This window comes from Streptomyces sp. NPDC057486 (genome assembly GCF_042802415.1).
In the GTDB taxonomy this organism is placed as follows: domain Bacteria; phylum Actinomycetota; class Actinomycetes; order Streptomycetales; family Streptomycetaceae; genus Streptomyces; species Streptomyces yanii.
This window is the reverse complement of sequence record NZ_JBHVEE010000005.1, coordinates 131567-151351: the sequence shown is the minus strand read 5'-3', so window position 1 is coordinate 151351 and position 19785 is coordinate 131567. Positions and strand designations below refer to the sequence as shown.

General features: G+C 71.7%; 13 protein-coding genes. 11 read left to right on the top strand and 2 right to left on the bottom strand.

All coding sequences use genetic code 11. From position 1 onward, the window contains the following. Positions 1-33 precede the first annotated feature (33 nt). On the bottom strand, positions 34-1695 hold the full coding sequence (locus tag ACFU6I_RS04915; RefSeq protein ID WP_384361617.1) for a PHP domain-containing protein: 1662 nt from the start codon (positions 1693-1695) through the stop codon (positions 34-36). Positions 1696-2086: 391 nt separating this feature from the next. Between ACFU6I_RS04915 and ACFU6I_RS04910 the strand changes: the two genes are divergently transcribed. The 7 genes from ACFU6I_RS04910 (at position 2087) to ACFU6I_RS04880 (ending at position 10472) form a co-directional block, all read left to right on the top strand. Then, entirely contained in the window at positions 2087-3301 is a 1215-nt protein-coding gene (locus ACFU6I_RS04910) for an RNA-guided endonuclease InsQ/TnpB family protein (RefSeq protein ID WP_384361614.1), read from the top strand. Between the two features lie 133 nt (positions 3302-3434). Next, on the top strand, positions 3435-4277 hold the full coding sequence (locus ACFU6I_RS04905; protein WP_384361611.1) for a class I SAM-dependent methyltransferase: 843 nt from the start codon (positions 3435-3437) through the stop codon (positions 4275-4277). A 445-nt stretch (positions 4278-4722) separates the two neighbouring features. Further along, positions 4723-5076 carry an ArsR/SmtB family transcription factor gene (locus tag ACFU6I_RS04900; protein WP_384361609.1) on the top strand — a complete coding sequence of 118 codons (354 nt, stop codon included), beginning with the start codon at positions 4723-4725 and terminating at the stop codon, positions 5074-5076. Further along, positions 5069-5701, top strand: a complete 633-nt coding sequence (locus tag ACFU6I_RS04895) for an SRPBCC family protein (RefSeq protein ID WP_384361607.1) — start codon at positions 5069-5071, stop codon at positions 5699-5701. The genes ACFU6I_RS04900 and ACFU6I_RS04895 overlap by 8 nt, the downstream gene beginning before the upstream one ends. Before the next feature lie 603 nt (positions 5702-6304). After that, a complete protein-coding gene (locus ACFU6I_RS04890) occupies positions 6305-8659 on the top strand; it encodes an FHA domain-containing protein (RefSeq protein ID WP_384361604.1) in 2355 nt (784 codons plus the stop codon). 14 nt (positions 8660-8673) lie between these two features. Further along, the gene (locus ACFU6I_RS04885) at positions 8674-9363 is read left to right on the top strand and encodes a hypothetical protein (protein WP_384361601.1); all 690 of its coding nucleotides are present in this window, start codon (positions 8674-8676) and stop codon (positions 9361-9363) included. Continuing rightward, positions 9360-10472 carry a serine/threonine-protein kinase gene (locus ACFU6I_RS04880; RefSeq protein ID WP_384361599.1) on the top strand — a complete coding sequence of 371 codons (1113 nt, stop codon included), beginning with the start codon at positions 9360-9362 and terminating at the stop codon, positions 10470-10472. Before ACFU6I_RS04885 ends, ACFU6I_RS04880 begins: the two co-directional genes overlap by 4 nt. On the opposite strand, the gene ACFU6I_RS04875 is transcribed toward ACFU6I_RS04880, so the two are convergent. Then, complete coding sequence (locus ACFU6I_RS04875; RefSeq protein ID WP_384361596.1) at positions 10431-11711, bottom strand: streptophobe family protein; 1281 nt, start codon at positions 11709-11711, stop codon at positions 10431-10433. The genes ACFU6I_RS04880 and ACFU6I_RS04875 overlap by 42 nt on opposite strands. Positions 11712-11855: 144 nt before the next feature. Here ACFU6I_RS04875 and ACFU6I_RS04870 point away from each other — a divergent pair, with 144 nt between their 5' ends. The 4 genes from ACFU6I_RS04870 to ACFU6I_RS04855 all read left to right on the top strand — a co-directional run bounded on the left by ACFU6I_RS04870 (position 11856) and on the right by ACFU6I_RS04855 (position 19495). Beyond that, positions 11856-13100, top strand: coding sequence for a DUF6777 domain-containing protein (locus ACFU6I_RS04870; RefSeq protein ID WP_384361594.1), 1245 nt, complete (start codon positions 11856-11858; stop codon positions 13098-13100). 300 nt (positions 13101-13400) lie between these two features. Continuing rightward, on the top strand, positions 13401-15503 hold the full coding sequence (locus ACFU6I_RS04865) for a DUF4139 domain-containing protein (protein ID WP_384361591.1): 2103 nt from the start codon (positions 13401-13403) through the stop codon (positions 15501-15503). A gap of 8 nt (positions 15504-15511) precedes the next feature. Then, positions 15512-17074: a DUF4139 domain-containing protein gene (locus ACFU6I_RS04860; RefSeq protein WP_384361589.1), complete on the top strand. Its 1563-nt coding sequence runs from the start codon at positions 15512-15514 to the stop codon at positions 17072-17074. Positions 17075-17416: 342 nt separating this feature from the next. Beyond that, a complete protein-coding gene (locus ACFU6I_RS04855) occupies positions 17417-19495 on the top strand; it encodes a SpoIIE family protein phosphatase (protein ID WP_384361586.1) in 2079 nt (692 codons plus the stop codon). The last annotated feature ends 290 nt before the right edge of the window (positions 19496-19785 follow it).

Sequence of the window (19785 nt, the reverse complement as noted above, 5' to 3'; positions counted from 1 at the left end):
CGCCCGGACGTCGCGCGGGAGGCGGCTTCGTGGTCAGCGGACGACGTCCACGAACACCGGGTTGGTGTAGAACCACGTGTCAAGCCACGGGTTTCCCTGCCCCGGCTCGTGCGGCAGCGGACCGTGCGGGTCGACAGACGCGCCGAGGAACCCCGTCCCGTGGCGCTTGCCGTCGCTGCCGCGCAGCCGCAGGTAGAACGGCTCGTCCGCGCGTCCGGCCGGGAGGTTCAGGGTGTACGTGCCGCGGCGTCCTGAGACGTCGGCGGTGTGGGCGACCCGGGTGTCCGGAGCGTGCCAGTCGTCGCGGTCGGCGACCGGGCCCCTGACCGCGCCGCGGATCACGTCGACGTGCTCCAGCTGCGGGAGCACCCCGTACGGGTTGCGGCGCGACGCTGCCGTCACCGTGACGGTCAGCGTGAGCCGCTCGCCGCGCCGGGCGCGCAACCGGCCGCCGAGCGTCGCACTGTTGCCGTGCTCGCCGCGCACCTTGACGTCGATGCCGTCGAGAAGGTGCCCGTGGTCGACCCAGACCCGGCCGGCCCGCAGCCCCTCCATCACATGGCGGTAGCCGTACCGGGTGACGCCGACATGCGTACGGCTGAACTGCCCCGGCCAGAAGTCGCCTCCGGGCTGTGGCTCCGTGGTGTCGTACGGGTCGGGAACATGCCCGGTGTTGTCGAAGTTCTCGCCGGGCGGCCAGGCGCCGTTGACCCAGGTGTCCTGGGCGACCCGGTGGACGTCGGAGTTCGAGGTGATCGTGAAGAGCTTGCCTTCGGCCAGCATCGCGTCCCAGAGGCCGCCGACCGTCGCGGTCGCCCAGTCGAAGCCGCCGTACGTGACGTATGCCTCGCGCGGATAGCCGGGCCAGGAATCGGCGGACGGCGCATTGGTGTACTCGCCGCGGATGTTCGTGTCCGGGTGCCAGCCCGGGATCGCGCCGGCCTGGGCGCCCGGGGCGCCCTCCATGCCGATCATGATGCCGGGTGCGGCGTCACGCCAGCCGCGCATCTCGTGGGGGGAGTCGATTCCCAGACGCATCGGATGGTTGGCGAGGACGAGTACGTCGTCGACGTATCCGGTACGGCGCTGCTCGGCCAGCCACCTGAGGGCCTTCACCGCGTGCGCCTCGTTCCGCGGGGTGTCGGGGTGGTCCGGGGCGCCGGCGGTGTAGCCGAGCAGCTTGCCGTCGAATTCCTTCTCGAACCTCGTGAGGAGCTCGACCTCGTGCCGTCCGGGCGGGGAGAAGACGGTGCAGTGTTCGGCGCCCGGGATGTACCACTCCAGCCCCTGGAAGATGAGCATGCGCTTGTTGTCGGCGCGTGCCCTGAGGATCTCCTGGTGCTCCAGCGCGGCACCGAACTCGACGTGGCCGATGTTGCTGTGCTCGGTGAAGACCATCCAGTCCAGACCGAACTTCTGCCCTGCGGAGGCGAGCTGGGAGAACGTGTACTTGGCGTCATGGCTGTACACGGAGTGGTTGTGGTGGTCCCCGACCAGATAGACCAGGTCGGGGGCGCGACCGTTCCCCTCGGTGGCCGGGGTCGTGGCGCGGGCGGGCGAGGCAAGCGACGCGGCGGCGAAAGCCGCACCGAACAGGCCCGCGCGGCGCATCAGACCGCGGCGGCTGAACCCCTGGGCGTCGAGTGTCTCTGCGGGAACCTGGGGGTCGGCCCATTCGGGCACGGGGCGGTACATGCGGGAAGTTTCTCCTTCGTCGTGGACGGCACCGGGCCGGGGCCCCAGGGCCGTCCCGGGCAGGATTGCCTGGTTCCGGAACCCGGCGGTGAACCCGGACTGAAGGACCGGGGTCGCCGCCATGACCCGTCGGCGGCCGACGGACCCGGCCGCACCTCGCCCTCTTCGCCGGCCTTGCCGCCGAGGTCCGGTAGTCAGGACCGTGCCCGCCCGCAGTCACGCCGGGAAGACACGGAGCACCCCGGCCATCCCTGATCTTCGCGGGGAATCCCGGCCTTCAGGCCGGGCGGGAACGCGATCCCTGGCCCGGAGGCGCGGAGCGCCGGAGTTCTCTGGGTTGTCAGTGGCGCCAGCTATGTTGGCCGGACTGACCCAAAAGGGGGTGGGCTGGATGATTCGTGCGTACAAGTTCCTGATGCGGCCCACCACGGGCCAGCAGATCGCGCTCGGCGAGATGCTGCGGGATCACTGCTCGCTCTACAACGGGGCGTTACAGGAACGACGGGATGCCTACCGGCATGTATCGAGGACCACCGTCCGGTACGGGATGCAGTCCGGGCAGTTGAAGGACATCAGGGCGTTCGATCCTGAGCGTCAGGGGCGCTGGTCGTTCTCCTCGCAGCAGGCGACGCTGCGCCGGCTGGACAAAGCGTTCGCCGCGTTCTTCCGCCGGATCAAGTCCGGTCAGACGCCCGGCTATCCGCGCTTTCGTTCGGTGAGCTGGTTCGACACGGTGGAGTTCCCAAAGGACGGGGACGGCTGCCGGTGGGACTCCACCCCGCACGACCCTGTCACCCGCGTGCGGCTGCAAGGGGTCGGGCATGTCAAGGTTAACCGGCACCGTGCGGTGGTCGGCAGGGTCAAGACGGTCTCGGTCAAGCGTGAGGGCCGCAAGTGGTTCGTCGTGCTGACCGCCGAACAGGAGCAGCCCGAACCGCTCCCGACGACCGGCAGCGTGGTCGGTATCGACCTGGGCATAGCCAACTTCCTTGCCGACTCGGGCGGCGAGTTCGTCTCCAACCCGCGCCACGGCCGCCGCGCTGCTGCGAAACTCGAAGCCGCACAGCAGGCCCTGTCCAGGTTCCCGCGCCGCAAGGCCAAGGACCGCACCAGGAACCACCAGCGCGCAGTGGACCAGGTCGCCCGGTTGCACGGCAAGGTTCGCCGCCGGCGGCTCGACCACGCGCACAAGACCGCGCTCGACCTGGTCCGGGCGCACGATGTCATCGCGCACGAAGACCTCGAGATCCGCAACATGAGCAGGGCCCCCGCACCGAAGCCCGACCCCGAGCAGGCGGGCGCATTCCTGCCCAATGGGGCAGCGGCGAAGGCTGGACTCAACCGCAGCATTGCCGACGCCGGATGGGGGGTGTTCCTGACGATCCTGCATGCCAAGGCTGAAAGCGCCGGACGGGAAGTGATCGCCGTGGACCCCCGCAACACCTCCCGGACCTGCCCCGAATGCGGGCACGTCTCCAAGGAGAACCGGCCCACACAGGAGACCTTCCTCTGCCAGTCGTGCGGACACACGGCGCACGCCGACACAGTGGGAGCACTCAATGTTCTACGGGCCGGGCTGGTCCGTCGCAACGCCCACACGGCATAGCGAGAAGCCCCGTCCCTTCAGGGCGGGGAGGAGTCACAATGGAGGAGTGCCCGCGGCGGGCGGTGGCCGTCACTCCAGGGGCATCAGGCCGCTCGCTCGATGCCCTGCGGGGCAAAGAGGCGGTGATCGACGCATGTGCGCACGCGCGCGGTCCGGCGAACAGCCGCCGGAGTTGTCCACAGCGGACCGTTACGGGGAGGCCGTGTTCCGGCCCGATCAGGCCGGGGAGGACGACCGCATCGACCTCGGCGCGCTCGCGTACGACGACATGACGATGGCCCGCCTGCGGAACCTGGGGGTCGGGTCGGGGTGGAACTGTCTCGACGTAGGAGCCGGCACCGGCACCATCGCCCGGCGGCTGCTGCGCGAAGCGGGCGTCGCGACCGTGCTCGCCGTCGACCGCGACATACGCTTCCTCACCGCTCGCACCTTCCCCGGGCTCGGTGTCCTGAAGGCTGACATCAGCGCCCCGGGGTTCGCCCCCGGCCGATTCCAGCTGGTGCACGCCCGATTCGTCCTGATGCATCTGCCCTCGCGGCAGCGCCTGATCGCCGCCCTGGGCGAACTTCTCGTTCCCGGCGGGGTGCTCGTCCTCAGCGACGCCGTCGACCTGACCACCGCGACTGCGCCCACGACGCCGTACACCCGGGTCATGCAGGCCATGTGGCAGGGGCTGCGGGACACCATCGGCACCGACGTCTCGTGGGTCCCCGACTACCCAAATCTGCTGCGCGCCACGGGGCTTGTGTCCGTCGCCGCCGAGATCCAGGTACCGCCCCTGGTCCCCGGAAGCCCCATCAGCCGCTTCTGGGCCGGGACATGGGACCGGGCGAGGGAGGCGATCCTGGCCACCGGGCTGGTGGACGACGCGGCGGTCGACGCGGCGGTCCGGTATCTCGACTCACCCGAATGCGCCGCGCTGTCGCCGGGAATGATCACGGCCTGGGGATGGCGGCCGGAGGAGGCACCGCCATGACGGCCGCTGCCGGCCCGCGGAGCCTGAGCGCGTCCGGAGTTGCACCGGATGCCACCAGTGCGGTGACCGGCCACGTTTGCCCCATGAGGAGCGTCGTCCGGTGCGTGCGATCCCACGGCCGCCGGAAGTCCTCGGAAGGGTCTCCCCGCTCGAACGGAGTCGAGAGCTCGGGGAAGGAGCCACCAGGCCTTTTGGCCGACGCGGAAGGGGGTCTCCCTGGCCCTTGAGGCCTTGGGGGAGGGCGTGCCGGGCGGCGCGACGGGGCAAAGCCTGCCGGGTGGGGCACTAGATGTTTGCGACGTTCACACACGGCACCGAGGTTCCGGGGATGCTGCCCGGCGTCGCGTCGAGGCCGTCCCGTCGGCATCGCGGTGGTCGCTGTCGTGCCCTGAGACGCTTCATTAAGGACTCGCTTATATAAGCGAACGATGGCATAGTTGGGCGTGTGCATGCCTTCGATGTTCTTGGGGACCCGGTCAGACGCCGAATATTGGAACTACTCACATCGGGCGAAAAGGCATCGGGTGAGGTCAGTGCCGTGATCCGCGAGGAGTTCGGGATCTCGCAGCCGGCCGTGTCGCAGCATCTGCGGGTGCTGCGGGAGAGCGGGTTCGCGTCTGTGCGGGCGGAAGGGACTCGGCGGTTGTACGCCGTCGAGACCGGGCCGCTGCGGGAGGTGGACGCATGGCTGGAGAGGTTCCGGGGGTTCTGGGAGCAGCGGCTCGACGCGCTGGGGACGGAGCTCGCGCGGGGAAAGCGCGAGCGCAGGCTGAGCGAGGAAGCGAGCAGTGATGAGTGAGATCGTCGAGGAGATCAACCGGCTGCACCGGGAGGTCGGCGGGCGGCAGGTCGGGGCGGGTGAGGCTCGCACGGTGCTGTTGCGGCGCAGCTACGACGCCGAGGTTGCCGATGTGTGGGACGCGGTGACGTCACCCGAGCGGATCGGGCGGTGGTTCCTGCCGGTGAGCGGGAAGTTCGAGGTCGGCGGGCAGTACCAGCTGGAGGGGAACGCCGGAGGCGAGATCCTTGAGTGCGTCGCGCCGGAGCGGTTGCGGGTGACCTGGCTGTTCGGGCCGGATCCCGGGTTCAGCGAGGTCGAGGTGCGGCTCACACCCGAGGGCGACGGACGGACGGTGTTCGAGCTGGAGCATGTGGCCGTGGTTCCGGAAGAGTTCTGGGGGCAGTTCGGGCCAGGGGCGGTCGGGGTCGGCTGGGACCTGATGCTCCTGGGGCTCGGGAGGCATCTCGCGGGCGGCAGGATCAGCAAGGCGGACGCCGCGGCCTGGCAGACGTCGCCCGAGGCGAAGGAGTTCATGACGCGGTCGGGCCAGGAGTGGGGCGCCGCGTATGCCGCCTCCGGCGCGGACGCGGGGGTCGTGGCGGCCACGACGGCAGCGACGATCGGGTTCTACACGGGCGGGTAGGCGGGGCCACTCCCGCACACCTCGCGTGCGATCTCGGTCGCAGCCCGGCTCCGTGCCCCCCTCGGGCTGTGGACGGACCGCGGAGACCGCTTCCTCGATCAGGAGGGCAACGCGGTCTCCGCCGGGGGCAGAGCTCCCGGCACCATCGGCAACCCCCTCGCGGCGGCAGAGCCCTCACCGACGACGACGCCCAGGAAGCACCGCTCCTCCCCCGCGACGGATGGCGTCACCACGATGGATCGTCATGTACGTGTGCCATCAAGCCATTCTGTGCCGACGTGATCCGGCGGGGAACGAGGCATCGGGATCTGCTCCGGTGAGGACGAGGCGGGCGCCAGGAGGCGAATCCGCTTCAGTGATCGTCATCCGGGTCGGCGACGGGTCTCCTTCCCTGCCGGGTCGACGGACTGTCCGCGTCGGCTCTCCGAGCGAAGGCGTGCGCCGGCAGTGCGGCCGCCGGGCATCGCACCACGCCGGCCGGTCGATCGGGTCCGGTCAGGCCTGGGGAGATGCGCGCCGGCCCCGTGAGCCCGCCGTGTTCCGGCAGAGCGTCCCGACGTGGACCCATGAGCAGATATCCGCACCAATAGATAGAATTCGACCATGTCAGAGAGGCCTGTCGCGTCGACTGCGCCCGAGCTCATTCTCGAAACCGACGCAGGACCCACGGTGATGAGTCCGAGCCGGGACTACCACGTCGGCCGCGACCCGCTGAGCGACATCGTCATCGACGATGTCCGGGTCTCGTGGCACCACGCGGTGCTCCGGCCCGTGGCCGACCACTGGTCCCTGGAGGACGAGAACAGCACGAACGGTACGTTCACCGACGGCAGGCGCATCCATGAGTCGGGCGTAGGACCCGGCAGCGTCATCCGGTTCGGTCATCCCGCGGACGGGCCGTGCGCCGTTCTGGTCGGTCAGGAACCCCCGGCCCCCGCTCTGCATCCGGCGGACCGCCCGTCCACCGTCTCCATGCCCGCCGCCACCGTTACGTTCCGGCAGCCGACCACTGTGAGACCGCGGCCCGTCCATACCGTACGCATCGGCCGCAGCGCCGACAACGACCTCGTCGTCGACGACCTGACCGTCTCGCACCGGCACGCCGAACTGCGGGCGCATCCGGACGGCACATACGAGATCGTCGACCTCGGCTCGCACAACGGGACGTATCTCAACGGCCAACTGGTCCGCCGCGCCCCGGTCGCCGCCGGTGACATCGTCGGTATCGGTCACTCCGAGTTCTCCTTCGTCGGCGACGTGCTGCAGGAGTTCGTCGACACCGGTGAGGTCTCGCTCGATGTACAGGACCTGGCGGTCACCGTGGACCGGGGCCGCAAGACGTTGCTCGAACAGGTCTCCTTCCCGGTGGGCGAGAAGTGCCTGCTCGGCGTGGTGGGTCCGAGCGGCTCGGGCAAGTCCACCCTGCTCAACGCACTGACCGGCCTCCGCCCGGCCGACGAGGGCAGCGTCCTCTACGACGGCCGCGACCTCTACCACGACTATGCCGAGCTGCGCCATCGCATCGGGCTCGTCCCGCAGGACGACATCCTGCACTCGCAGCTGACCGTGCGCCGCGCCCTCGGGTACGCCGCCGAGCTCCGCTTCCCGCACGACGCGGCCCCGTCCGAACGCCGGGCCCGGGTCACCGAAGTGATCCGGGAGCTGGGTCTGGAAAAGCGGTCGGAACAGTCGATCCACAGCCTCTCCGGCGGCCAGCGCAAGCGCGTCAGCGTCGCACTGGAGCTGCTGACGAAGCCGTCGCTGCTCTTCCTCGACGAGCCGACCTCGGGGCTCGACCCCGGTATGGACCGCTCGGTCATGCATATGCTCCGGGGGCTCGCCGACGACGGGCGTACGGTCATCGTCGTCACGCACAGTGTGCTCAGCCTCGACGTCTGCGACCGGCTGCTCGTTCTCGCCCCCGGCGGGAAGACCGCCTACTTCGGGCCCCCGGAGGACGCACTCGCCTTCCTCGGGTTCGAGCAGTGGCCGGAGGCGTTCGAGGCGTTCGAGCACGACCGGGGCCGGGAGTGGTCGGCGGAGTACCGCGCCTCGCCGTTCCACCAGCAGTACATCGCGAACTCCACCGCGCAGCCCCGGCTGCCGCACGCTGCGGTCCCCCCGGTCGCACCACCGCCGAAGACCCGGAGCTGGGCCGCTCAGCTGTGGACGCTCGTGCGCCGGTACGCCGCCGCGCTGAGCGCCGACCGGACCTTCCTGGCCATCATGATCGCTCTGCCGTTCGTGATGGGCGCGATGACCCGGGCCCTGGCCGGCAGCCGGCTGACCCAGGACACGGCGATCAACGCGCTGCTCATCCTCTGTGTGGGCGGCGTGCTGACCGGCGCCGCCAATGCCGTACGGGAACTGATCAAGGAACGGGCGATCTACCAGCGGGAGCGGGCCGTCGGGCTGTCCAGATCGGCGTATCTGATGTCCAAAGTGGTGGTCCTGGGCACCGTTACGGTCCTGCAGGCGGTGGTTCTGACCCTGGTCGGTCTGGTGGGCGTCGATCTGAACGCCCCGGGCGGCAAAGGTGTTCTCCTGCCACCGCTGGCCGAAGTCACACTGGCCATGGCCCTGTTGTCGTTCACTGCGATGATGCTCGGTCTGGTCGTCTCCGCGCTGGTGCGCAAGGAGGAGGTCACCATGCCGCTGCTGGTGCTCCTCGCCATCGTCCAGGTCGTGTTCTGCGGTGCGCTGCTGAAACTGCACGGGGTGCCCGGGTTGGAGCAGCTGGCGTGGCTGGTGCCGTCCCGGTGGGCGATCGCGGCGATGGGCGGGACCATCGGGCTCGCCAGGATCGTGCCGGGAAGGGTGAGCGCGGATCCGCTGTTCGATCACTCCGCGGCGGCGTGGCTGCTGAACATGGGGATGCTGGTGGTGCTGTCGGTCGTCTTCGGACTGGTGGTGGCGCGGCTGCTTCGTCGGCACGAGCCCGTCATCATGCGGAAGTAGCGGAGGCGGGAGCCATGGCGACACCCGGGTTCCGCCCCACACACGTGGTACCCCCGGACGGGATGTCCGCCTGGGAGGCACCCGACGTGACCCGGCCCACCGAGCCGCTCGACCCGCTGCTTCCCGTCCAGCTGCTCGGTCGGCGGGGCGACTGGGGGCAGATCCTCTGCGCCAACGGCTGGTCGGCATGGGTCGACGGCCGGCTGCTCGTCTCCGTCCCCCACGGCCCGCCGGAGTCCGGACAGCCGCTCGCGCGCACCGCGGACCCCCGGCCGCTGATGGCGCGGGTCCAGGAGTCGCTGACCCGGTACCGGGGCGCCGCGGAGGAGCTGGCCGAGGGTCGGATCGACGGGGAGACCTTCCGCCGCCGGACCCAGGGGCTGCGGGTGGGCATGGTCGTCGACGGTGAGGCGATGTGGCTGTACGACGCCGAGCACGAGCGCTGGGTGTACTGCGACGGCACACAGCTGAGCACGTACGCGGCCTCGGGCGGTCCCGGTCGGCCGGCCAGTGCCCCCACGGACCGCGGAGCGGGCGAGGCACACGCACGGGAGCCCGAGCCGACGCAGATCGTCGACCCCGCGCAGGTGGCCCCGTACCGCCCGGCGGATCCCGCCGATGCCGAGCCGACCCAGCTCCTGCGGCCCGGCGACCGGTCCGGGGCGGACACCGCGCATCCACCCACCCGGACGGGTGACGCATGATCTCCCCCGATCCCGCGACGGGCGCCCCGCACTCCCCCGACCCCCGGCAGGACACGGCACTGCCCGTGGGCCGCGCGTCCGATCTGCTCGGCAGGCGGATCGCCGGTTACCAGGTGGAGAGCGAGATCGGCCGCGGCGGCATGGCCGTCGTGTACCGGGCCAGGGATCTGCGACTGGACCGCACCGTCGCCCTCAAGCTGCTTGCCCCCGAACTCGCCCGCAACGACACCTTCCGCAAGCGGTTCACCCATGAGTCACGGGTGGCCGCCGCGATCGATCACCCGCATATCGTGCCGGTCTTCGAGGCCGGGGAGACCGAGGGCATCCTCTACATCGCGATGCGTTACGTCGCCGGGCAGGACCTGCGTGCCCTCATCGACCGTCAGGGGCCTCTCCCGATGGCGGTGGCGGTCCGGATCGCCGCACAGGTGGCCTCCGCGCTCGATGCAGCCCACGACCACGATCTGGTGCACCGGGACGTCAAACCCGGCAACATACTGATCGCGGCGGGCACGGACAGCGACCACCCGGAGCATGTGTACCTCACGGACTTCGGGCTGACGAAGAAGTCCCTGTCGCTGACCGGGTTCACCTCGGTGGGCCAGTTCGTCGGCACGCTCGACTACGTGGCGCCTGAACAGATCTCCGGCCGCCCGGTGGACGGCCGATGCGATGTCTACAGCCTGGCCTGTGTCGTGTACGAGACGATGGCCGGTGCGCCGCCCTTCCAGCGCGACGACGACATGGCTCTGCTGTGGGCCCATCAGTTCGACCCGCCGCCACCGCTGAGCGGTCGGCGCCCCGATCTCCCGGCCACCGTCGACGACGTACTGGCGAAGGCCCTGGCCAAGAACCCCGACGACCGGTACGACTCGTGTCTGCACTTCGTGGCGGCACTGCGCGGTGCGGCCCGGGGCGCAGTGCAGGAGAACCATCCGCCGACGCAGGTGGATATGCGGATCGGTGCCTGGACCACGGGGGCGGGGGCCGAACCGCCGCCCGCGCCGCCACGGTGGGCACTGCCCGTGTTCCCCGGGCTGGTGCGGGAGGCGAAGTCCGCAACCGCCTCAGCCGTCCGCCGGGACTTCTCCCCGCCGGTGGATCCCTGAGGCGAGCAGGCTGCCGAGGAAGCCGGTGACCAGCCCCCACGCGACGGCGACGACGAGCGCGGATCCCAGTCGCGGGCGCAGCGTCACCTCGCCGCCGAGACCGCCGCCGAGGTCCCCGATGCCCAGCAGCGACAGGCCGTAGTGCACCGAGGCCCCGGCGACGAGACAGATGGTCAGCACGGTGAGGAGGAGCGCCACCGCCATGTGTACGGCGTGCTGCCACGGCCGCATCCAGCTGGGCGAGCGGAGCGCCATGAGAAAGGCGGCGGCCAGGGTCAGCACGGCGGCGGCGACGACCAGCCACCAGGCCCGACCGTCGTGGTCGGCGAGCGTGGAGACGCTGAGGGTGGACAGGTCCGGCGTACGCAGAACCGAGTCCAGCGCGTGTGGCATGGGCAGCCCGAACGGCCCGTCCACCCTGCCCTCCCAGGACGCCCCGAGCCCGAGCGTGTACGCGAGCCAGACGAGGTTCGGCAGCCCCAGGAGGATCACGGCGAACGTCTCGGCGGGGTGGCCCCGCGTCACCACGACGACGAGTCCGACGATCACGCCCAGGACGACGTACACGAGCAGCAGCGCGACCATTGCGTACGCGGCCGGGCGCACCGACTCCTGGAACCGCAGCAGGCGGGCCGGGAGCGGGGCGCCGCGCGACACGACGAGAGCCAGGACGAGGACGCCAACCAGCCAGAGCAGGCCGAGGAGCAGGGTGAGCGGGACGTCGGTCCTGAATCCGACCTTCGGCGAGGCGCCCAGCAGGTCACCGATGACATCCCGGGTCAGATCCTGGACGGGGACGTCGAAGCTCTGACGGGCCAGGAGCGACAGGCCGATCAGGACCAGCGCCCACAGCACCGCCACCCGGGCGGCCCAGCCGGCCAGTTCGCGTGCGCCCGCGACCGCCCGGTGGCGCAGGGGCCGCAGAAAGCCGGCGGCGATGACCAGGGCCCCGGCCAGAGTCACGGACAGCGGAAGCACCGAGAATTCCGCATGGGTCCTGGCCAGTTCCCCGACATTTCCCGACAGGGAGACGGAGCCGCCCGCCGCCATCACCACGACGGCCGCGACGACACTCACGAAAGCGCCCGCGGGGAGACCGGTCGCACCTGCCGCCCAGAGGCCGAGGGCCGCGGTGACGGCCATGACCACGAGTCCGGCGAGCACCGCCAGGAGAGCCTCAATCCAGCCGTGCGCGGCGCGCGGCGCTCCGCTTCGGTCGATCGCTCCCTGGTGGCTCACGCTGCCACGCTAGGCAGGAGCGCGGGTATCCGCCCCCTGGGAGGGCCCGACGGCGTCAGCTTGCGGGCCGCGCGAGTACCCGGCACACAATGGGCGGGTAACGGAAGAAACTGGGACTGATCCCTCCGTCGGGAAGAAGAGCCCGTGAGTGCCCAACCGCCGTCGTCCGGCCGCCCGACAGGCCCCCCTTCCGGACCCCTCTCGGGCCCCTCGAAGCCGGGTCCGTTGCCGCCACCGCCCGATGTCCCGTCGGGCGGTGGCGGTGGCCGTGGCGGCTCCACCGGTGGGCCGCCCGTCCCGGGTGGACCCGGTGGCCCTGGTCGTCCCTGGTGGCGTTCCGTACCGACGATGGCGTCGATCGGCGCCGTCCTCGTGGCCGCGGTGATCCTGACCGTCGTGCTCACCCGCCCCCACGGCGGTTCGGCGGCGGCCGGTGAGGTGTTCCTGCAGCCGGCGGGGTCGGCCGGGCAGGATCCGTTCACCGCCTCGACTGCGCGCACCAGCGCCCCGGCGACGCCGACCCCGGTGCCCAATCCGTCGGAGACCCGGGCGAACGTCACTCAGGGCGTGGACGGGGCGACCCCCGGTCTGTACGGCGGCACCCGCAAGGTCTCCAGCTGCGACGTCGAGAAACAGATCACCGCGCTGACAGCCGATCCGGACAAGAACAAGGCCTTCGCCTCCGTCCTGGGCATCGATCCGTCGGGCGTCCCCGACTACCTGCGGGCACTGACCCCCGTCCAGTTGCGGATGGACACCCGGGTCACCAACCACGGGTACCGGAACGGCGCCCCCACCAGCTACCAGGCGGTGCTCCAGGCGGGCACGGCCGTTCTCGTCGACGACCACGGTGTACCGCGAGTGCGCTGCGCGTGCGGGAATCCGCTGCTCCCGCCGGTCGCGGTGAAGGGCACCACACGGCTGAAGGGCGAGGCCTGGCCCGGATTCAGCTCCTCGCACGTCGTGGTGGTGGAACCCGCGGCCCGGGTGGTTCACGAGTTCATCATGTTCGACCCGAAGTCCGGGAACTGGATCGCCCGAAAGGCGGGTGACACCGGTGGCAGCGACAAGAAGACCGAGCCGCCCGCCGAGCGCACACCGCAACCCTGCCCGTCCACCGGCCCCTGCCCGTCGGCTTCGGCGTCCCCGAAGTCGCCGGGGTCCGAGTCCCCGTCCTCGCACCCGCCCGCATCCGAGTCTCCGTCGGCCGAGCCGCCGAATTCGCCGTCCCCGCGTTCCCCGGAGCCGACGGCCTCCGCGCCACCGCCCGTCACCGAGTCGCCCGCGTCCCGGCCGGCCCCGGAGTCGGCGAACACGGAGTCCCTGACACCGCAGTCCTCCGCTGCGTCCTCCGCACCCGGAAAGGCGTCCGAGGTCGACTCCGCGTGAGGGCTGCGAATGGCCTGCCTTGCCGGGGCTCCCGACTACGCCCTGTAAAGACCTCCGCCTTGCCGTGCCCGGCACCGGACACCACGGGCCTACCGAACAAGATGCGGAAGCGACCGCCCAAGGGCTGTCCCGACACACGCCCCGGTGCTGCCACCGACCCGCCCCCTGGGGGAGGCCGTGAAACGGCTGCTCAGCCAACAGGGCGTGTGGTCCTGACGCCATCTCCTGAATCGACGCGGACGCGCAGACCGCCCGGGCGTAGGCTTCGCTCAGCATGAACGCGGCGGGGGGGCAGAGCGCATGACAGCTGAATCAACGCAGAGGTGGGGGTCGACCCTCGATTCGGTCGTGGTGTACGCACAGGGCGCGGTCTGCCGACGCCTGGCCCGGGGCAGCGTGTCGCCGGACGGCCGGGTGCGGGTGACAGGACTGCCCCGCTCGCTGGACCCGGGCTCGCTGCGGACCCGTGTCCTGGGCGCCCCCGGGGTGCGCGTCACCGAGGCCCGGGTGGAAGTCGAGGCCGAGCCGCTCGGGCCGGGCACGCCCGACGAGTTGCAGCGCGAGGTCGAGCGGCTGAGCGACGAGTACGCGGCGGCGCAGGGACGCCGGGACCGACAGCTGAGCCTGATCGAGGAGGTCAGGGCTCTCCACCCGGTCCCACCAGCCCGCAGGCGCGAAGATCCGCACCGCCGCACCCCGGTCGACGCGTGGCTGGAGCTCGCCGACTTCGTCGACGAGCGGCTGACGGGACTGCACAACCGCCTCGTCGAGCTGGAGGAGGCGCTGCGCAACGTCGAGCACGATCTCACCGTCGCCGCCGACCGGCTCGCCCGCGCCTCCACCGACGCGCCGTCAACGCACGTGGAGACCACGGTCTGCGCGGTGCTGACCCTCGACGGCACCGGTGAGGCGGAGGTGGAGGTGGAGCTGGAGTACGGGGTGCCGGGCACCGTCTGGGTGCCGACCTACCGTCTCACTCACCGTCAGGGCGACGGCAGCGGCCGTCTGGTGCTGCGCGCCTCGGTCGCCCAGCGGACCGGCGAGGACTGGACCGGCGTACGCATCGCCGTGGCCACCGCCGATCATCGGCGCCGCACCGACCTGCCGAGGCTCCGCTCGATCCGGATCGGACGCAGTCAGCCCGCCCCCGCGCCTTCTGGCTGGCGCGAGCCCCCGGCCGGGCTCGTCGACCTGTTCTCCGGGTACGACGCGGCAGGCCCTGGCCCCGCCACGACCGCCGCACCCGCGGCCGTCCGGGCCGGCTCCGCGCCCATGGGTGCCGCGGGCGGCTCCGCGTCCGGTCCCGTTCCACCGCCGCCTCCCCCGCCGCCGGCACCGCAGAGCTACGGCGGTCCGCCGATCGCGGTCTCGGTGCCCGGCAGCGCAGACGGCGCTCCCCCGGAAGTCTTCGGCGGCGGGATGCCGGCCCCTGCGCAGCCGGCCGGGTCGCGACCGGGCGACAGGCCGCGTACCGGCGGCAGGTCCTTCGCGGGTTCCCCCGCCGCCATGGCACCCGCGGCTCCTGGCCGGGCTGCGCCGCCACCCCCTCCGGCACCGGTAGCCGGTCCACCGCAGCCGAGCGGCGCCGAACTCGACTATGTCGGCCTTGTCCTGTGCGGCCCCGACGAGCAGGGCGGTCGCAGAGGCCGGCTGTTTCCCGACTCTCCCTTCGACCCGGTGGCGGCCGAGTACCGCCGCCGCGCCGAAGCGGTGGCCGCACTGCCGTTGCCCGGACAGGCCGTGCGGCCCCGCGAGTCGGCGGGTTCCTTCGACCACCGCTTCGATGCCACCGCCCGCGCCGACATTCCGTCCGACGGCACTTGGCACACCGTCACCGTCGGCGAGATCCCGGTCGGCCTGCGTACCGAGTACCTCTGCGTTCCGTCCGTCGAGCAGGCCGTGTACGCGACGTTGGTGCTCTCCAACGCCACCGACCAGGCACTGCTGGCCGGCCCGATGGAGATCACCGTCGACGACGAATTCCTGCTGACCGCCGCACTGCCCACGCTTGCCCCCGGCGGTGTCCGCCGGGTGGGGCTCGGGCCGGCCGAGGGCATCCGGGTCATCCACCGTACGAGTCTGCACGAGTCGACCTCGGGCTTGCGCAACAACACCACCGTGCTCGACCACCGCGTCCACGTGGAGCTGGCCAACGGGCTCGCGAGGCCCGTCACCGTGGAAGTCCGCGAGCGGGTGCCGGTCACCTCCGATCCGGACGTCCGGATCGAGGAACGGGCCGACTGGACGGCACCCGAGGAAGGCGTGGGGCCCGATCGACACGCGCCGGGCACCCGCGTCTGGCGACTGGACCTGCCCGCAGGCGCCACTGCCGCCTTCGACGGCGGCTACGAGATCCGCATCCCGACCGGCAAGGCCCTCGTCGGCGGCAACCGCAGGAGCTGACACACGCCATGTCCACGGCCCCGAAGCCGATCGCCCTCCCCGTCACCGCTGTCACCTGCCTCGAGGATCGCGCCCACATCGAGCGCGCCGTCGTGCTCGACCTGGAGGCCGGGATCCAACGGCTGCGTCTCGGGCCGGTCAGTGCGCTGGCCGTCGACCGGACGCTCCATGCCGAGCTGACCGCCGATCACCCCGCGACCGTGCTCGACGTGCGGATCGTCCGCAGCTGGACGCCGCGCGGACCGCTGCCGTTCACCGACGACGACTCCGCCCTGCGCCACCGCGTACACACCCTCGAAGAGGAGCGGCTGGACCTGGGGCGGCGACGCGACCGGCTGCATGCCCGCCTCGACCTGCTCGGCCGCCTCGCCGCCGATCTGCTGCGCGAGATCGGCGAAGGTGCCGGCTCCGGGGAGACCGAACGGCCCCGCTGGGCCCGCGAACTGGACCGGGTGGACGACGAGCGCGACACGCACGGCGAGCAACTCCGCTCCGTGGAGGCCCGGCTGGCCGCCCTCGCTGTCGAACTCGGTGAAGCCCAGCGGGCCATGGATCTCTCCGAGGAGGAGCCTGCCGAGCTGGTCGGTCACATCGAGTTGACCGTGGAGACCACGGTCGCCGGGCCGGTCGAACTGCGCCTGAGCCACCTCACCCCGTGTGCGCTGTGGCGGCCCGCCTACCGGGCCGTGCTCGACGGAGCCTCCCTGACACTGGAGACCGACGCGATGGTCTGGCAGCGCACCGGTGAGGACTGGTCGGACGTACGGCTGACATTGTCGACGGCCCGCTCGGCGCTGGCCACCGATCCGCCATGGCTGGGCGAGGACCGGCTGACACTCAAGGACCGCTCCGCAGCGGAGCGCCGCACGGTCGATGTCGAGCTGCGCGAGGAGGAGACCGGGGCCCTCGGCCCGGCCCCGGTGCTCGGCCTGCCGGGGGTGGACGACGGCGGCGAGGCGCTGGTGCTGAGATCCCCCGCGCCGGTCTCGGTGCCCGGTGACGGCCGCGCCCACCGAGTGCCGCTGTCCGCATTCACCACGGCCGCGCCCAGTGAGTACGTCTGCTCACCGGAGTTGTCCACCCTGGTCACCCAGGTGGTGCGGTTCGACAACCTGTCCGGCCACGCGCTGCTCGCCGGGCCCGTGGACCTGGTCCGCGGCAGCGGATTCAGCGGCCGCGGCACGCTGGACTTCACTGCCCCCGGCGCCCCCGTCGAGCTGGCCTTCGGCAGCTGCGACGACTACAGCGTCGTCCGGCACGCCGAGGAGTCCCGCGACTCCGCCGGTATCACCCAGCGGACCGTGGTCACCCGCACCGTCCGGCTGCACCTGTCCCGGTTCTCCGCCCCCGGGGAGCACGACGAGCGGGTGGTCGTCCTTCGGGAGCGGATCCCGGTCTCCGAGGTCTCGGCGGTGGAGGTACGTCTGCACAAGGATTCATGCTCCCCGGCGCCCGACGTGGTCGACGCCGAGGGCATCGCCCGCTGGGACGTCACCCTCCCGCCCGGCGGCCGCCGCACGGTCACCCTGGTCTACCGGCTGTCGGCGAGCGCCAAAGTCACCGGGCTCTGAGTTCGGTGGGCCGCTGAACGACTGCCGGTGCGGGCCTGATCCTGGCCCCGCCCCCCAGCCGGGGGCCGTCTCGCACACCCGAAGGACATGAGGGCCGGTCACCGCTGGGGCCGCCGGTACTCGGTCTGTCGCCCCGCCCCGACCGGGCGCTCGGATGTCGTCACGTCAGTTCCCGCCGGAAGCAGGAAGGTTGCCGCCCCCTCCGCCGGGGTGTGTGCCGACGCCCCTGTTCCGCATTCCCCCGTCTGCCACATATCGGTGGCCGGGCGCGCGGGCAGCGCGGACGCTGATCCCATACGTGTCGATGCACAGAGACCAGCAGAGCGCGATCGGGGTGCAACCGTGTCGGACGCAGGTCCCACCGTCCCCGCGTCGACGCCGCCCGACGCCATGGGGACCGCGCTCCTCGAAAGACTGTTCACCCAGTCGTCCGTGGGCCTCCATGTGCTCGATCCACAGCTTCGGCTGGTGCGGATCAACTCCCTGTCCGACCCTGCCCACGCCCAGCGGCTTGTCGGGCGTCCCTTCTCCGACGCGTACCACCTCGAACGGCCCGACGAGGCCAGGGCGGTGCTGCAACGAGTGCTGGACACCGGCGCGCCCGTGCGCGACCGCCTCGTCCGGGGCCGCCTCCGGGACACGCCCGGTCCGGATCGCAGTCTCATGGTCTCGGTCTACCGCCTCGACGACGTACAGGGGCAGCCCCTCGGCCTGCTCGCCTCGGTCGTCGATGTCACCGAGCGTGAGAGGGCCCGCGCCCGGTCCGCGACCCTGGCCGGTGTGCTCAAGGAGGTGGGCCGGTCCCTCGATGTGGCGACCACCTGCGAGGCGCTCGTCGACGCGGTCGTACCGGGGTTCGCCGACTTCGCCGTGGTCGAGGTGGTGGACGACGTGCTGCGCGGTGCGGATCCTCGGGTGGGCCCGTTGGGGCTCGAAGTGCCGTTGCGGCGGGCAGCGCTGCGAGGTGCCGACGGCACCGGTCCCCAGGACGGTCTCGTCGGTGACACACGCAGGCTGCCCGTCCGTACCCCGTTCGCCCTGGCGGTGTCCGACCTGCGGCCCCGTCGGATCCGGCTCGACGCGGACACCCCGTGGCTGGTCGCGGATCCCGAGAGCGCCCGGCTGATCCGGGCGATCGGGGCCCATTCGCTGATCGTCGCCCCGCTGAAGCTGCGTGGCGCCGTCCTCGGCCTGGTGAGCCTGTACCGCCGCGGAGGGTCGGAGCCGTACGACGAGTACGACGTCACTCTCGCGCTGACCGCGGTCGCCCATGTCGCACTGAGCATCGACAACGCGCGCCGGTTCGAGCGCGACCACGTGATCGCGTCGACGGTGCAGCGGCGGCTGCTGCCGCAGCACGAGGGCAGCCATGTCGCCGTCGACACCGCCCATGTCCTCCTTCCCGGGCGCAACAGCGGCTGCTGGTTCGACACCATCGGCCTGTCCGGCGCCCGCACCGCAATGGTTGTCGGCAATGTCGCGGGGCACGGTCTCCAGACAGCCGTCACCATGGGACAGTTGCGTACGGTCATCCATGCGCTGGCCGGTCTCGACCTGGAACCCGACGAAGTCCTGGCCCGGCTGAACGACACGGCCGGCCGCCTGGCCCAGGAGCGTGCCGCACTGCCCCCAGGCGACTCCCTGCACCACGAATCCCTGACGGCGACGTGTCTGTACGCGGTCTACGACCCGTTCACGCGCCGCTGCACGATCGCGTTGGCGGGGCATCCCGAGCCGATCGTCATCGGCCCCGACGGGAGCACGCCGCCCTTCGACGTGCCCGAGGGGCCCGCCCTCTTCTCTGCCGACAGCGCCCCGTTCGCCACTGCCACCCTTCAACTGGAAGAGGGCAGCGTCCTGGCGCTCGGCACCCGTGCTCTGCTGCCCGACGCCGAGAGCGCCGCGAGGGTCCGGGAGGCGCTCGTGCACCCCGGACGCGGCCTGCAGGAGCTGTGCGACGACGTCGTCTACAGCCTGCCGGCCGGCAGCCACCCCGACGGCGCCGCCCTGCTCCTCGTCCGGACCGGCACGGTTCCGCCCGACCACGTCGCCACGTGGGAGCTGGCCCACGCCCGAACGACCCCCGCCATCGCCCGTACGCTCGTGCGCGACCGGCTCGAGGGCTGGGACCTCGACGAAGAGACGGTCTACGCCACCGAACTGATCGTCAGCGAGCTGGTCACCAATGCCGTCCGCTACGGCACCCCGCCGCTGCACCTGCGGCTCATCCGGGACCGCTCGCTGACCTGCGAGGTCCACGACAGCAGTTCAGTGGCCCCGCACCTGCGCCAAGCCCGCACCGTCGACGAAGGCGGACGCGGGCTCTTCATCGTCTCCCAGCTCGCCACCCACTGGGGCACCCGATACGGCCGGACCGGCAAGGCTCTCTGGGCCGAACAGGAGATCGCGCGCCAGGACTGACGAGTGCACCCTCCGCTCGCCCGTGCTGCATCGCGGCGCTCGTGCGCCCGCTCGCTCTGACCGCCGGGCCGGCGACGGGCTCGCGCCGCGGGCGGCTTCCGTCGCAGGGGCCCGTGAACCGCTGCCCATGACTCAGGCGGCGCACCGCGGCCGGGTGGGCCGAGGTGCGCCGCGGACGGATGGGGCGGGGCCCCGCTCCCGGGTCGGGGAGCAGGGGTCAGAGAGTCAGGACAGGTGGGTGCAGGGGGTCAACGACGACCGTCGTGGCCCCAACCGGCGTGGTCGCGGTA

Coding starts and splice junctions, on each gene's coding strand:
- ACFU6I_RS04915 (WP_384361617.1), bottom strand. CDS start 1,695: ATGTACCGCCCCGTGCCCGAATGGGCCGACCCCCAGGTTCCCGCAGAG.
- ACFU6I_RS04910 (WP_384361614.1), top strand. CDS start 2,087: ATGATTCGTGCGTACAAGTTCCTGATGCGGCCCACCACGGGCCAGCAG.
- ACFU6I_RS04905 (WP_384361611.1), top strand. CDS start 3,435: ATGTGCGCACGCGCGCGGTCCGGCGAACAGCCGCCGGAGTTGTCCACA.
- ACFU6I_RS04895 (WP_384361607.1), top strand. CDS start 5,069: ATGAGTGAGATCGTCGAGGAGATCAACCGGCTGCACCGGGAGGTCGGC.
- ACFU6I_RS04890 (WP_384361604.1), top strand. CDS start 6,305: ATGTCAGAGAGGCCTGTCGCGTCGACTGCGCCCGAGCTCATTCTCGAA.
- ACFU6I_RS04885 (WP_384361601.1), top strand. CDS start 8,674: ATGGCGACACCCGGGTTCCGCCCCACACACGTGGTACCCCCGGACGGG.
- ACFU6I_RS04880 (WP_384361599.1), top strand. CDS start 9,360: ATGATCTCCCCCGATCCCGCGACGGGCGCCCCGCACTCCCCCGACCCC.
- ACFU6I_RS04865 (WP_384361591.1), top strand. CDS start 13,401: ATGACAGCTGAATCAACGCAGAGGTGGGGGTCGACCCTCGATTCGGTC.
- ACFU6I_RS04860 (WP_384361589.1), top strand. CDS start 15,512: ATGTCCACGGCCCCGAAGCCGATCGCCCTCCCCGTCACCGCTGTCACC.